We start from the raw sequence: 14,724 nt of genomic DNA, 5'->3' as shown, positions 1-14,724 counted from the left end.
GTCAAATTATAGAAATTACGTCATATAACTTAACTGTTCAATTTATGCTGTTTTATTATTTTTTCTAAAGAAGCGACGTGTCAGTAACAACGGTAAAGCAAATAACCATAACGCAAAACTTGCACCGCCACCGCTACGCTCGTAAGAAGCATCACTATTAACTAACGCTGACGACTCCCAACAGTTAGGGCTGTTATTCGGCTCAGAGGTTAAATCAGGCGTTAATTTCACCATTATCTGTTCTGCATTAGCTTTATTAGTATAGTCGTCAATTGTATCGTACTGATAACCTTGAGCCAGGATCACACCGTTATCATTAATCGCCGTTGCACTTTGTAGACGAATTAATGGGTGCGAAACTTTACCATTCGCATCCGCGCTACATAGTAAATCCTCTAAGAACCAACTATCACCGCTGGTATTCTCATATAAAAATGCACTTTGTGTACGAGGGCTACCACCAGTAACAGGACCAATTTGGTCATAAGCATCGGCTTTACCGACAATCAGACCACTGTTATTCATATCATAACCTCTACTGTTCGCACCGTCTCTAGCACTACTATCGCCTGCTAAACGTTGTTTAGTCGATAATACTTTTTTATTTAACAGAGGGAAATCAATGCTGTTATTGTCGATATCATAAATAAACATTTCAACAGGTTTATTTACATTTTTAGATGATGAGTATTGTCGATTACCCATTACGATATTATCGTCAGTAATCGTTTGAGCCCATGAGTTATAGTAAGTATCTTCATCATCATAATCACCACTTGCATCATAACTTTCATCTGTTGCTGAAGTAATTACTGTTGGCTCCCCATAAACGCCATCGTCGCTAGGGGTCATGATGATCGCACGTTGACGCGCGCCTAGATCACTATCACTATATTCAAATGATGAAACACCAACCGCAATACCCGCACTATTAATATCTAACGCTGCTGCACTGTATGTCGCCTTACTGCCTTCGTTTGTTGTATTATCATCTAACCACTCGGTTGCCAGAGCAAAACCTGTTATTTCAGTTCCAGCACCGTCGTACTCCCAAGCCCAAGCTTGTGTATCAAAACCGGGGCAATAAACAAGGTCATTGAGAGTCTCAACCTCATTGGTATCACCGCTGCTATAACAAAGGTCAAAATTATCAGTATCATCATCACCACCAGACAATGACTTGCTGCTGTTACCTACAATTAGCGTCTTCTTATCGCCATTGCTGTATTCCACATCACGCATTTTATACGCGCTAGTAAAACCACCGTCGGTATCAAAATCTGGCATCAATGAAACAGATGCAGTACTAGTACTCGCATCAGTGATAAAACCACGACGAACAAAATCACGTGTGGCATCTGATGCGTAAGGCGCAGAGCCATATCCGACAGCAAAACTGCGACTTAATAAACTAGAATCTACAACATCAGTCACTTTAACATCGGTATCGCTGCCAAAACCTTCAACATTGATATTACTGGTTGCACCAAAGAAATAACTACTTGGATCAGCATTACCTGCATCAATATCAAACATTGCATTACGCCAAGCTTGATATGCATTTTCAAAACTTAACTCAGTACTACTCTCACTACCTTCAAATGCGGAATCACAAACGTCATCATCATAAAAACAGGTTTGGTTAAAGGTAAAAGGTAGCCCTAAGTCTATATCTTGTTCTAATTGCGCTTTGAAAGCGTATGCAGCAAATAAACTACCTTCTTCAGTGATCGCAGAAGGAAACGGTCCAATATTACTGCCGTCTGTATCAACAGATAATATTTCAACATCATAATAAGGTGTTGTAGTCGCGGCCCAAGCACTGCTTGCAGATAATAGGGCGATAATTGAGATACTTTTTGTGTATTTCATGTAAACATTACTCTCCGTTTTGTAACTCGTCCAATTCTTCCCAACGTGCAAAAGCAGTGTCTAGCTTCTCTTCCGTTTCAGCTAATAGCGCTAAGAATTGGTCGGCTTCTTTTTTATCTTTAGTAAAAAACTCAGGCGTATTAATGGTTTCTTGTAATGTACCTACTTGCTCTTCTAATTGTTCTAGTAAAGCGGGTAAACCATCTAACTCAAGTTGAATTTTATATGACAATTTTTTCTTTTTAGCAGGTGCTTTAGACACCGTTTTTTCAACAGTAGCAGGTGCTGATTTTTTTTCTTTAACCACTTTGATTGGTGCTTCACTTTGCGCTTTATGACGCACAGCATCACTGTAACCACCAACAAATTGTTGAATATTACCATTGCCATCAAAAAACCATGTATGGGTTACTGTGTTATCAACAAAACTACGGTCATGGCTCACTAATAATAAGGTGCCTTGGTAATTTGCTAATAACTCTTCTAATAACTCCAGCGTTTCGACATCAAGATCATTAGTCGGTTCATCTAAGATCAAGAAATTACTTGGTTTTAGGAATATTTTTGCTAATAGGAGACGGTTTTTCTCTCCACCTGATAATGCTTTAACTGGCGTACGCGCGCGATCTGGGTGGAACAAGAAATCTTGTAAATAACCTAATACATGGCGTTTATTACCATTGATTTCTACTTCTTGTTTGCCTTCTGCTAGGTTATCAACCACGGTTTTTTCAGGATCTAATGCATCACGGTATTGGTCAAAATAAGCCACTTCTAACTTAGTACCACATTTTACCGTACCTTGATCAGGTTCAAGATTACCCAGTAACAATTTAAGCAGTGTACTTTTACCACAGCCATTTCGGCCCACTAATGCAATTTTATCACCACGCATGATCGTTGTTGAAAAGTCACGCACAATACGTAAATCATCGTAACTGTAAGTTAGACCTTCAGTTTCAAAGATAATTTTGCCAGAGCGTGCAGCTTCATCGACAATAATTTTGGCTTTGCCTTGCACATTAGTTCGCTCTGAACGTTCTTGTCGTAAAGATTTAAGCGCACGCACACGGCCTTCATTTCGGGTTCGACGCGCTTTGATACCTTGACGGATCCACGTTTCTTCAATGGCTAATTTACGGTCGAATTCTGCATTCTGTTCATCTTCAACACGTAATGCTTCTTCTTTAGCAATTAAGTAATCTTCATAACCACCTGGCCATGAACTTAACTTACCACGATCAATATCAACGATACGGGTTGCTAAACGACGAATGAATTCACGGTCATGACTGATAAAAACAATAGAACCTTGGAATGACATTAAAAATTGCTCAAGCCATTCGATAGTTCCCACGTCTAAGTGGTTAGTAGGTTCGTCTAATAATAATAAATCAGGGTCATTCACTAACGCTTTAGCCAGTGCGACTTTACGTAACCAACCACCGGACAATTGATCTAATGTGATTTCAGGATCAATGGCTAAACGGTCTAAAATTTGATTAATTTTCGAATCTAATTGCCACGCATCAAGTTGGTCAATTTGTTCCTGTAAGCGTTGTAATTTATTCATCGCTTTTTCACTGCAGTCTTCAGCAATGATATGTAATTGTTCATGGTATTGACTCAGCACCACACCCGCATTTTCCATGCCTGATGCCACAAAGTCATAGGCACTCATGGTACTTGCCGTTGGTGGATCTTGCTCAAGACGCGCGATTTTTACATCGTTGTTAATTAATAACGAACCATCGTCTAATTGAATACGACCATCAAGGACTTTTAACAGTGTCGATTTACCGGCACCGTTTCTTCCTACTAAACAAACACGCTCGTTTGGTTCAATAACTAAATTTGATTTATTTAATAACGCACCACCGCCAAAAGCCAGTTCTGCGTTATGTAATGTTAATAATGCCACGGTTATTCACTCTTTATTAGGTGATAAGAATTGTTTGATTTGAGGTGACGCAAAAGGCCAATCAAGATGTTGGCCGTTTGCGTTTTCTAATACTGGAATACGAATACCAAATGAATCGACTAAGTGTTGTTCGCTAATGATATCGACTAACACATAGTCAACTTGGCATTGCGCTAACAATGCCATTGCTTGCTCACAAAGATGGCAACCATCGGTATGATATAAAACAGGTAAATTCATTTTTTAATTGTCTATTACTTATAATTTGTTAACTATGCTTGGTCAGTAACCAACACTGGTGGATTTTATCATTACCTTTAAAATCTTCAGGGATGGATGCTTTACTAATATCTTTGACATAAAAACCAAGTGCTTTGATTGCTTCAAGGTCAAGTTTAAAGCCACGTTTATTATTCGAGAAAATAATCTCTCCGTTTGGATTAACACGCTCACTCGCCGATGTTAATAATGCCACATGGTCATCTTGCACATCAAACACATCACTCATACGTTTAGAGTTCGAAAAGGTAGGTGGATCAATAAAAATAAGGTCATACATTTCATGCGCATGTTGTAACCATTTAATACAATCCTGTTGAATAAATTCATGCTTACCTTGAATGCCATTCTCAGTGAAGTTTTCTTGGCCCCAATTTAGGTAAGTATTAGACATATCGACACTGGTTGTTGATTTAGCGCCACCTAATGCCGCATGAACAGAAGCGGTTGCGGTGTAACAAAATAGGTTTAAGAAATCTTTGCCCTTGGCCATATTGCCAATACGTAAACGTGTTGGACGGTGATCCAAAAACAGACCAGTATCTAAATAATCTTGTAAATTTACAATCAGTTTTGCAGGCCCTTCTTGCACCACTAAACGTTGTTTTTTACTGTCTAATTTTTCATATTGTTGGCGTCCTTTTTGACGCTCACGCACTTTGATGATTAATTGGTCATCGGTTAAATCTAATAAATAACGCGTAGTTGAAACGATATCTAAGAAACGACGACGTACTTTCTGTGCATCAATTTCTTTAGGAGCGCGGTATTCTTGAATAATTAAATATTCGTTATAACGATCAATGGCTACGTTATATTCAGGTAAATCAGCATCATATAAACGGTAACATTGAATATCTTCGCGTTTAGCCCATTTGTCTAAACGTTTCATATTTTTTAATAAACGATTCGCAAAATCTTCCGCATAGATAGCAGGCTTAATTTGCTTAACTTCTTTAAATACGATTTCAGATTCAGATTCTTCAGCCATTGGGAATTCTTGCGTTGGTGTAATGGTTCCCCATGGATTATCATCAGTTGATTCTTTATAAACCACTTCAGCTGCTTTTGCCTGTTTAGGCTGCTTAGCAGGTTTAGGTGTTTCTTCAACAATTGCCGCACCTTCAACTAAACGTTTAGGCGAAATTCGGTAGTTTTTAAGTACACACTCAATTGGACCATTAAAGAATTTAAAGCTTTTGCCTGCGCGCATTCCTAAACAACTTAATAGTTCAGTGTCCATCGCGAACATACTTAAGTTCCAACCTGCAAAAGCTTCTTTAAAGTGATGACCTAATTCAGTATATAAACTGATAGTGTCACTAAAACCGCCTAAACGTTCACCGTATGGTGGATTTGAAATTAACAGCCCAGTACTTAATTCTTCAGGTGGTAATACTTTTTTAGCATCTTGCACGCTGAATTCAATTAACTCTGCAACACCAGCGCGTTGTGCATTTTGGCGTGCAATCGCGATCATATCTTTGCTTAAATCAGAAGCATAAAAACGTGTAGTACAATCTTTCACGGCTCGCTTAGCATAAACCTGAGCCGTCGTTTTTAATGTTTTCCACGTTTCAGCGTCGTGTTTTTTCCAATGCTCAAAACCAAATGTTTCACGTAATGAACCCGGCGCAATATTTAACGACATCATTGCTGCTTCAATAATAAGCGTACCAGAACCACACATTGGATCTAATAACGCTTCACCTTTCCAACCACTACGTTTAATAATACCAGCGGCTAATGTTTCACGTAACGGCGCTTCACCAGCAATAGTACGGTAACCACGAAGGTGCAATGGTGAACCAGAAAGATCGATATAAATTGACGCTTTATCTTTAAATAAACGACCGTTAAAACGAATATCGGCATCACGTTTTTCAACGTTAGGACGCTCATCGAACTTTTTACGGAAACGATCCACAATCGCATCTTTAATTTTTAATGCGCCAAACTGTGTGTTACGAATTTCGTCGTTACTACCAGAAAAGTCAATGGAGAATGTTTTATCAACATCAAAGTGCGTTTCCCATGGGATATTGCTACACCCAAGGTATAAATCCATTGGATCGATAACTTTGAATTCACTTAATTTAAGTAATACACGAGAGGCAAAACGAGACCATAAACATACTTGGTAACCTTGCTCTAATGAACCGTCGAAGCTAACACCACCAGCAATTTGCTTAGTATTTTCAATACCAAGATCTTTAAGTTCTACTTCTAATAAAGGCGCAAGCCCTTTCGCGGTGGGGATAAAATAACTGAACATAGACACTCTCATGCAATTGTTGAATAAAAAAATAGGGCATATTATACCTTGCAAACAGCATTATCCCTATGGAATTTTACTCCTTTCTGATGTGTAACTAAAAATAAAAAACGCCTCAAAATAGAAGCGTTTTTTAATGGTTGTAGAGTTTGGAAATGAACTTATTTATTCAATAAGTATTTGATACGTGTTTTTAATATATCCGTAGCGATACGGTTTTTCCCACCACGAGGAATAATGATATCGGCATGTTGCTTTGATGGTTCAATAAATTGTAAAAACATCGGTCTTACTGTTTTTTTGTATTGTGACATCACTGAATCTAATGTTCTTCCACGCTCCATAATATCGCGTGTTAAACGACGCATTAAACAAATATCCAATGGTGTATCGATAAAAATACTGGCATCAATTTGGGTGCGCAATGTTGAATCTGTTAGTAATAAAATGCCTTCAATAATAATGATTTTTTTAGGCGATAAGTTAATCACTTCATTAGTACGGGTATGCTCAGTGTAACTATAAACAGGAATTTCAACAGATTGGTTATTTTGCAGCAATTTTATATGCTGACTTAATAACTGATGGTCAAAGGCTTTTGGGTGGTCGTAATTAGTTTGTACACGCTCTTCCATTGGCATATGGGATTGATCTTTATAATAAGCATCTTCAGAAATAATGCCTATTTGATCGGTGCCTAATTCTTGTCGAAGCTCATTACAAATAGTATGTGCAATTAAACTTTTTCCTGAGGCTGAAGCCCCTGCAATTGCGATAACGACACAGTGATTTTTATTCAAAATTGACCTTCATAAAATTAATTAAATGTTAGAAATATAAAATAGTATAGCGCTGTAATGACAACCTACAATAATGCCCTTAACTTTTTTTAATAATGACTTAAAACAGGTTAAGGGCAAAATATAAATTCTATTAACGCTAGATTTGTAAATGTTTACTGTTTGCGAGTAAAACGATTAATAAAATAAGCAACGATCGAACCACAAACTAATCCACCGACATTGGCCACCATATCCAACCATTCACCATATCGGTTTACATAAGGTTGTATTAACTCAATGGTTCCACTTAACAGGGCATACAAGATAAAAACAACCAGCCAATTATTCGGTTTTTTTAACATTAATGGGAAAACCAAAACACTGTATGCAATAAAATGATGGGTTTTATCACTTCCCGGTACGCCTGGTAAATTGGGTAAAGGAGTTAATGATAGTGAAGCAATTATCGCCACTAATAATAACGATAATGCTATCCAATATTTTCTTATTAGCTGTAATAGAGTGTTCATAAAATAGTATGGGCCTTGTTGCTCAAATCTAAGTTAATGTATTAAGTCATTGTCTCAGCTAATTCACTTAGTAACTTATGCTGATGTTCTGTTAGTTCTGTTGGCGTTGGGATCACAACGGTGTAAATTAAATCACCAATATGGTCACTATTCATTGATTTAACACCGCGTCCTTTAATTCTAAATTTACGTCCCATTTGCGTTCCAGCAGGTATTTTCAGATTAATATGCCCACTAAAGGTTGAAGCCTTAGCGGTTCCACCGACAGCTGCCACCGGAAATGAAGTGATTAAATCACAGTAAAGATCATCGCCTTTTCGAGTAAAAAAATCATGTGCTAATAACACTACTTCGACAAATAAATCACCGCGTCCAGCACCTAATGTTCCAGGATTACCTTTGCCCGTAACACGTACTCGTTGCTTATCATTAATACCTGCTGGCATGGTCACTAATAACGGTTCGGTTGTATTCGGTAAACGCACCTCTTTAACACAACCTTCGACAGACTCTTCTAAGGTCATATCGATTTGTAAAATGATGTCTGAGCCCTTTTGTGGCTGAGGTTGGTAACGTTCTTGACGCTGTTGGCGTTGACCGAACATATCACCAAACATATCATTGAAATCACCGCCTTGGCTGAATCCACCCTGTCCAAAACCACCTCGCCCTTGGGCTTGGCCATTTTCAAAAGCGCTATGTCCAAAATCATCATATTGCTGACGTTTTTCTGGATCATTTAATATTTCATACGCCGCTTTAACTTCACGGAATTTTTCTTGCGCAACAGGGTTATCTGGATTTCTATCAGGATGATATTTCATCGCTAATTTTTTATAAGCTTTTTTAATCTCTTTCTCAGATGTACTTTTACTAACACCTAATACTTCATAACAATCACGTTTCGACATTTTTCTCTCAATAATTCCATTGTAGTTACTATAATGCGGCGATATTGTGCACTGGTTTAGTCGTTCGCTGCTTAAACAGCGATAGCCGTTATATAAAATGGTGGCAGTTTTTTAGTGTACAACAAAGCGCGCGAATTATAGCGTAACTAAATTTAAATCACATAAAAATTGCTAAAGGAAAAAACAAAACAGTAGCAAATAAAGTTACTTGTAAATGATAGTGATAATATCAACGAATCTTTTATCAGAAAATTAGCATACTTTAAAAAGTATGTCATAAAGGGGAAGGGTTTATTTTTTTAAAAATAGTGAGGGATTATTATTAAAACTGACAATACATTGTCGACAAATGCAGCTTGTATTTTTTAATGGTTCAGGTAATAAATTTAGTAGAGCCTGTGGTACGGTTAAATCATTACACCAACAGCCCTGCCTCGCTGCGACATCGCATCGATTAGTTTGTAAGCAAAATGGACAAGCATCTTGATTTGTTGGTTCGGTCATTTAAATCATCTAATTTATTTAAGAAGCTAGCATTGCAAAAGTAAAATACAAAGCCCAGTTAAAAGCAAGACCGCCACCACTATTTGGGCTCACTTCAATTAACTAAATAAAGGGCTTTATATTAACTTATACTAATGCGCACTGCATGTATCGTGCTGACAATTTTCATCATGCTGATGATCGTCTTCACTATGCGCATTTGAGTATGCAGCTAATACCTCACTACTAGGGCTATAATCATCATCATTACCTGCAATATAACGTAGGTGCTCCCAAGTCAGCATATAAGCAAAAAACAAACGATGTTGGCGTTTTGTTTTAATGCTTTTTGAGGCAAAGAGTTGGCTACCGGCATAACCTTGTAAAGATTCGATAATGTTAACGTAACGTAACCAAGGCAATGTATTGTGCTTGCTTGGGTTAAAGTTAATTTTATTAAACGCGGTTAATGCATTCCAAAAATGTTTATTGGTATCAGCATTGTGTGTTTTCCTAGCTTCTTCAATTAACGAAAAAAAACTTCTCTCGGTTGATTGCTCAACACTAAGGTAATCCTTTAATTGTGTTATTAAGTGTAACTCTGCTTGATAAAAAAACGCAGCTAATGAAACTGGCTGTTGTGCTTTAAATTGCGTAACAAAATTTTCAAAATTTGTATCCACAGGTTTCTCCGTGTCATTTTTAGTAAAGTACGGTCAACTCATTTCATCATGGTCGTGTTATGACGATCAAAAGTTGTTTACTAATAAAATACCAACTCAGCTAACTAGCTGACCCCATACAGAATGAAATTGGTAAAATAGCGATAATAAATGTGTAAACAATCCCCGTTCCCATTCAAGATGCAACATTTAGCAAGTTGTGAGCTGAGTCGCTTTTAAGCAGAGAGTTGAAGAGCTAACTCGTTTAATCGACACTTCACTCCCTTTTTATAACCGCAACAAAGACAACTTGCCTCACCACTTGCACAGTGGTTCATTAGCTCAACAAGTAATTCAGCATTGCAACATTCGATAAGAACTAGCCATTAAAGGTGTAAAACTTGTTTTTACACCTAGTGATAGAGAGTTAACGAAATTAATGGCTCAAAGGTCATCATGTTGCGCTTTATCTTGCTGTTCGAGCTAATGGTCGAAGGAAGCATCTCTATTAGTAACGGGTATAAATAGTAACGGATATAAATTAACCTAATTTATTTTGCAAATAACCAAATGCGGTTAACATCGCTTGCTCTTGGAACTTCTTAAGTCCTAATTCAACCGCTGTTGGTGTATTTTGCGCTTGCTTAAGGCCTTTTTTGATATAGTCAGATGAGATAACTTGTACCTCTACATCACGCATTAATTGCAATGCACCTTCAATTTTAAAACTTAAAGTATGACCTGCAAATTTACCTTTTAGTGCACGTTCACGAATGATCACCTTATCAATTTGGTAATCTTTCATTAACTGCGCAAAATCAAACTGGAACTTTTTTAACGGTTCAGTATTAATAGGGTCATTTAATGTTAGTTTTGTTGTACGCACAGGTGGCACGTCGTAAAGACCGTTTTTAAACTGCATAATCGCAATGACGGCTTCGTTACCTGTTAATTCAACACCACATACTCTCATTTTCTTTCCTCTTATCTTTCGATCATTATCCATCTGCTAATAGTATATTAGCCAAAAAACAAAAGCCCTAATCAAAGATTAAGGCTTTTCTAATAACTCGCTGAACAATAAATGAACATTCATCTGGTATTCGCGTCGCAAATTATTTTTATTTTTCATATAAAACGCGAGTATACACTTTAACTAGTTAGCATGCATACGTAAATTTATCATACGAATAGTTGCGCCAATACCTGCTAGTACTTGGTTAGCATTTACACCACGTGTGGTAAATTGCTCATCACCATCGGCCCAAGTAACGGTACACTCAGTGAAGGCACTGGTTTTACCACCAGGTGGAATACGTAATTCAAAATCCATCAGTTCAGGGAACACAAAAGCACTTTTATCTAAGACTTTAGTCATTGCACTAATAAAGGCATCAAAACCACCATTACCACTACCACTGCTTTTATAAATTTTATCTTTTACACGCACTCGTATACTTACCGTTGACTCTAAATCGAGCCCAGAGTTAATTGAACAGTTTAACAGTTCAACATAGTTATAATCGTTACGCTCTAATAAATCCGCAATAATAAAGGGCAAATCATCAGCAGTAATGGACGCTTTTTGATCGCCTAAACGTACAACACGTTTTAATAGTTTTTTCTGTTGATCCGCATCCAACTCAATGTCCAGTGCTTCTAAGTTTTTTGCTAAAGAGGCTTTACCGCTCATTTTACCTAGTGCATAACTGCGTGAGCGTGCAAAACGTTCCGGTGTCAGTGCTGAAATATATAAACCTCCTTTGCGGTCGCCATCGGCATGAATACCACTAGTTTGCGTAAATACATCAGCCCCTACAATAGGCGTATTATCAGCGATACGTTTACCTGAAAAGTTTTCCACTAATTTACTTAAATTATGGATTTCCGATTCATCAATATTGACTTTTTTGCCTAGTTTATCTTTCAAGACCACTGCGACTTCAGTCAATGATGCATTACCGGCACGCTCACCCAAGCAATTCATCGTACAATGAATAGAAGAAACCCCTGCTTTAACAGCGAACATAGCATTCGCGGTTGCCAAACCGTAATCATTATGGGGATGAAAATCGAATTGTAAACTAGGGAAACGAGTCACCATATCACTTAAACTCGCAAACACTTCGTCCGGAGACATCACCCCTAAAGTATCGGGCAACATAAAATGCTCAATACCTGTATCGGCTAGTTGAGTGACCATATCATAGACATATTGTGGGCTATCTTGGTAACCATTTGACCAATCTTCTAAGTAAATATTAACTTTTAGACCTTGTTCAAGTGCATAATTTATCGTTTGTTTAACATCTGCTACATGTTCATCTAAGGATTTTTTTAATTGCTCAGTACAATGTTTTAAACTGCCTTTAGCTAATAGGTTAAGTACTTTACCACCGGTATCTTTGATCCAATCCACGCTTAAGGTGTGATCAACAAAGCCTAATACTTCAATTCGATCCACTAGACCTTCTTTTTCAGCCCAAGTATTCAACTTGGTTACCGCTTCTTTTTCTCCTTCAGAAACACGTGCTGACGCGACTTCGATACGATCGATTTTAAGCTTTTGTAATAGTGCTTTCGCTAGGCTAACTTTTTCTGCAGGAGAAAATGAAACTGCTTGCGTTTGTTCTCCATCGCGTAATGTTGTATCCATCAACTGTACAGTGACATTATCTTGAGCCATTGTTTACTCCACTTGTAATCTTAAGAAAAAAGCTTATTGCAGTCAGTACATTCAGCCTTCACTGCAATAAGTTTTCGATAAAAAAGGCGCAACCAGTGCGCCTTTGATTTTTCTGTTTAAACTATTTTTTGAATAGTTTAAATCTTTATTGATTAAGCGCTAGGCCATAACCATGGAAGACGTTTTTTCTGTGCATTTTCGTACGCAGAAATTTGTTCTTCATGCTTTAGTGTCCAAGCAATATCATCAAGACCATCAAGTAATGATTCTTTACGGAATGCATCAACTTCAAAAGAGATTGATAAACCACCTGGTGTTGTTACTTTTTGTGCTTCTAGATCAACTGTGAATTCAACACCTTCATTAGCAGAAATTTCAGCCATTAAAGCAGCAAGTTGCTCATCAGTTACGATAATCGGTAAAATACTATTTTTAAAACAGTTGCTATAAAAAATATCAGCAAAGCTAGTTGAAATAACAGTATTAAATCCATAGTCAGCAATTGCCCAAGGCGCATGCTCACGAGATGAACCACAGCCGAAGTTTTCACCAGCAACTAATATTTTAGCGCCTTTAAAAGCCGGTTTGTTTAATTCAAACTCTGGGTTTGGTGTAATGTTATCCGCAAGGTAACGCCAGTTATGGAATAAGTTAATACCAAAACCTGTACGCTCCACTTTTTTCATGAAGTTTTTTGGGATGATTTGATCCGTATCGACGTTACTACGATCCATTAACGCGGCGATACTTGTATGTTTAATATATGGTTGCATTATCTAGCCCCTATTTCCAATCTCGAATGTCTACAAAGTGACCTGCAACTGATGCTGCAGCAGCCATTGCTGGTGATACAAGGTGAGTACGTCCACCTTTACCTTGACGTCCTTCGAAATTACGGTTTGAAGTAGATGCACTACGTTGTCCATCTTCAAGTTCATCACCGTTCATAGCTAGACACATTGAACAACCTGGATCACGCCATTCCCAACCTGCATCTAAAAAGATCTTATCAAGACCTTCTTTCTCTGCCTGTACTTTAACAGGGAAAGAACCTGGTACTGCAAACGCTTGTACGCCAGCAGCTACTTTTTTACCTTTCAGTAATTCAGCAGCAGCACGAAAATCTTCAATACGACCATTAGTACAAGAACCAATAAATACCACATCGATGTGGATATCAGTAATTTTTTGACCTGCATCTAATGCCATGTACTTAAGTGCATTGGCACAAGCTTGTGATTTAACTTCATTTGTGAAATCAGACGGAGAAGGAACGACACCTGTTACAGAAATAACTTGCTCAGGTGATGTCCCCCAAGATACTTGTGGTGCAATATCTTCTGCTTTTAATTCAATAACGGCATCAAACTCTGCACCTTGATCAGATACAAGCGATTTCCAGTATTCAACAGCAACAGGCCAATCTTCACCTTTAGGTGCAAACTCTTTACCTTCAAGGTAATCAAAAGTCACTTGGTCTGGTGCAACAAGACCAGCACGAGCACCCGCTTCAATCGCCATATTACATAGCGTCATACGACCTTCCATTGTGAGGTCAGTAATTGTGTTACCAGCGAACTCCATTACATAACCCGTACCGCCAGCAGTACCTGTTTTAGCAATAATAGCTAATGCGATATCTTTAGCTGTTGAGAAAGCAGGTAATTTACCTTCTACTTTCACTAGCATTGTTTTTGCTTTTTTCTGTTGTAATGTTTGTGTTGCCATTACATGTTCAACTTCACTCGTACCGATACCAAACGCTAGTGCGCCAAATGCACCGTGTGTTGCTGTATGGCTATCACCACAACATACAACCATACCAGGGTGAACGAAACCATGCTCAGGCACAACGATGTGAATAACGCCGTTTTGCTTACTGTCCATACCGTAAAGATTAATATCATTTTCTTCACAGTTAGCAGTCATCGTTTCAACTTGTTTTTTTGCAATAACATCAACAATATTAAAACGATCTTTAGTTGGTACACAGTGATCGATTGTACCTAGAATACTATGTACGTTACGTACTTTACGGTTTTGCAGACGAAGGCCTTCAAACGCTTGTGGGCTTGTTACTTCATGCATTAGATGTCTATCAACAAACAAAAGCGGAGAGCCTGCTTCTGGTTCATGAACTAAGTTCGCATCCCAGATTTTTTCATACATTGTTCTAGTCATTGTTTCCCTTACCACACTATTACTTAAAATCTTTTCCCGGCCTAAACATATTTAGATAATACGAATGATTATCAATAAGCAGATCGCGGCGCATTTGTAAAGCCTCATTCTAATTGATCAAGGTCAATCCTACAATATAGTG

Annotated in this window: 13 protein-coding genes; all 13 read right to left on the bottom strand. The window is 37.9% G+C overall.

Annotated features, from left to right (window positions below; all coding sequences use genetic code 11):
• Positions 1 to 42: 42 nt before the first annotated feature.
• A complete protein-coding gene (locus tag H592_RS0117045) occupies positions 43 to 1,872 on the bottom strand; it encodes a DUF3466 family protein (protein WP_028869837.1) in 1,830 nt (609 codons plus the stop codon).
• 7 nt (positions 1,873 to 1,879) lie between these two features.
• Complete coding sequence (gene uup, locus H592_RS0117040; protein WP_028869836.1) at positions 1,880 to 3,793, bottom strand: ATP-binding cassette ATPase Uup; 1,914 nt, start codon at positions 3,791 to 3,793, stop codon at positions 1,880 to 1,882.
• Positions 3,794 to 3,799: 6 nt separating this feature from the next.
• A complete protein-coding gene (locus H592_RS0117035; protein ID WP_028869835.1) occupies positions 3,800 to 4,033 on the bottom strand; it encodes a glutaredoxin family protein in 234 nt (77 codons plus the stop codon).
• 28 nt (positions 4,034 to 4,061) lie between these two features.
• Positions 4,062 to 6,347, bottom strand: coding sequence for a bifunctional 23S rRNA (guanine(2069)-N(7))-methyltransferase RlmK/23S rRNA (guanine(2445)-N(2))-methyltransferase RlmL (gene rlmKL, locus H592_RS0117030; RefSeq protein ID WP_028869834.1), 2,286 nt, complete (start codon positions 6,345 to 6,347; stop codon positions 4,062 to 4,064).
• A gap of 161 nt (positions 6,348 to 6,508) precedes the next feature.
• Complete coding sequence (gene udk / locus H592_RS0117025) at positions 6,509 to 7,147, bottom strand: uridine kinase (protein ID WP_028869833.1); 639 nt, start codon at positions 7,145 to 7,147, stop codon at positions 6,509 to 6,511.
• A gap of 155 nt (positions 7,148 to 7,302) precedes the next feature.
• Positions 7,303 to 7,659 (bottom strand): VanZ family protein, encoded by a 357-nt coding sequence (locus H592_RS0117020; protein ID WP_028869832.1) that lies wholly within the window; start codon positions 7,657 to 7,659, stop codon positions 7,303 to 7,305.
• Between the two features lie 41 nt (positions 7,660 to 7,700).
• Positions 7,701 to 8,570, bottom strand: coding sequence for a DnaJ C-terminal domain-containing protein (locus tag H592_RS0117015; RefSeq protein ID WP_028869831.1), 870 nt, complete (start codon positions 8,568 to 8,570; stop codon positions 7,701 to 7,703).
• A gap of 291 nt (positions 8,571 to 8,861) precedes the next feature.
• A complete protein-coding gene (locus tag H592_RS23745; RefSeq protein WP_084296321.1) occupies positions 8,862 to 9,074 on the bottom strand; it encodes a cysteine-rich CWC family protein in 213 nt (70 codons plus the stop codon).
• A gap of 131 nt (positions 9,075 to 9,205) precedes the next feature.
• On the bottom strand, positions 9,206 to 9,736 hold the full coding sequence (locus H592_RS0117010; protein WP_028869830.1) for a hypothetical protein: 531 nt from the start codon (positions 9,734 to 9,736) through the stop codon (positions 9,206 to 9,208).
• 520 nt (positions 9,737 to 10,256) lie between these two features.
• A complete protein-coding gene (locus H592_RS0117005; RefSeq protein ID WP_028869829.1) occupies positions 10,257 to 10,688 on the bottom strand; it encodes a DUF3010 family protein in 432 nt (143 codons plus the stop codon).
• Between the two features lie 183 nt (positions 10,689 to 10,871).
• Entirely contained in the window at positions 10,872 to 12,401 is a 1,530-nt protein-coding gene (locus H592_RS0117000) for an alpha-isopropylmalate synthase regulatory domain-containing protein (RefSeq protein ID WP_028869828.1), read from the bottom strand.
• Between the two features lie 152 nt (positions 12,402 to 12,553).
• Entirely contained in the window at positions 12,554 to 13,174 is a 621-nt protein-coding gene (leuD, locus tag H592_RS0116995; RefSeq protein WP_028869827.1) for a 3-isopropylmalate dehydratase small subunit, read from the bottom strand.
• A 10-nt stretch (positions 13,175 to 13,184) separates the two neighbouring features.
• The gene (leuC, locus tag H592_RS0116990) at positions 13,185 to 14,582 is read right to left on the bottom strand and encodes a 3-isopropylmalate dehydratase large subunit (protein ID WP_037072059.1); all 1,398 of its coding nucleotides are present in this window, start codon (positions 14,580 to 14,582) and stop codon (positions 13,185 to 13,187) included.
• Between the last annotated feature and the right edge of the window lie 142 nt (positions 14,583 to 14,724).

Source organism: Psychromonas arctica DSM 14288 (genome assembly GCF_000482725.1).
GTDB classification, from domain to species: domain Bacteria; phylum Pseudomonadota; class Gammaproteobacteria; order Enterobacterales; family Psychromonadaceae; genus Psychromonas; species Psychromonas arctica.
The sequence above is the reverse complement of the archived record's forward strand: the minus strand, read 5'-3'. Positions and strand labels throughout refer to the sequence as shown.